The sequence below is a fragment of the Rhizobium sp. P2_G9 genome (genome assembly GCF_056403475.1).
Genome location: NZ_JBFUFK010000127.1, coordinates 1 through 934, shown reverse-complemented (window position 1 = coordinate 934; position 934 = coordinate 1). Strand labels below are relative to the sequence as shown.

The following is a 934-nucleotide window of genomic DNA, read 5'->3' as shown; positions in this document are numbered from 1 at the left end:
TGGGCGTCGTTCATGACATAGGTCCAGGTGCCGTCGGCGGCGATGGTGAACTTGCCGAAGCCGTGGCTGCCATCGACATCCGTCTGCACATCGAAGGCGGCAGAACTATCGACATCGGACGCATCCAGCTTGCCGCCGGTGTTCTGGGCRGTGTCGGTCTCCGTCAGTTCCTGGGTGCTGCTGCCGCCGATCACGGCCGCATCATTGGTGCCGTGGATGGTGACGGTGATCACCTGTGAGGTGCCATCYGCCGTGGTCACGGTGATGCTGTCGGTATAGTCRTGRCCYGCCTTGAACTCGTCATGGGCATCGTTCATGACGTAAGTCCAGGTGCCGTCGGCGGCGATCGAGAACTTACCGAAGCCATGGCTGCCATCGACATCCGTCTGCACATCGAAGGCGGCAGAACTATCGACGTCGGAAGCATCAAGCTTGGCGCCGGTGTTCTGCGCCACATCACTTTCAGTGAGCGACTGCGTGCTGCTGCCGCCGATCACCGCGGCATCATTGGTGCCGTGGATGGTGACGGTGATCACCTGGCTGGTGCCGTCCGCCGTGGTCACGGTGATGCTGTCGGTATAGTCATGGCCGGCTTTGAACTCGTCATGGGCRTCGTTCATGACATARGTCCAGGTGCCGTCGGCGGCGATSGWGAACTTGCCGAAGCCGTGGCTGCCATCGACATCGGTCTGCACATCGAAGTTGGCCGAACTGTCGACATCGGAAGCATCAAGCTTGCCGCCAGTGTTTTGAGCCGAATCCGTCTCCGTCAGTTCCTGGGTGCTCGTTCCTGTGATGAGGGCCGCGTCATTGGTGCCGTGRATRGTGACSGTGATCACCTGGCTGGTGCCATCYGCCGTGGTCACGGTGATGCTGTCGGTATAGTCATGGCCGGCTTTGAACTCGTCATGGGCGTCGTTCATGACATAGGTCC

Annotated in this window: 1 protein-coding gene; it reads right to left on the bottom strand. The window is 60.4% G+C overall.

Annotated features, from left to right (window positions below; translation table 11 throughout):
* On the bottom strand, positions 1 to 934 hold a 934-nt coding region (locus tag AC1DYF_RS40285), incomplete at both ends, for a VCBS domain-containing protein (protein ID WP_477884537.1).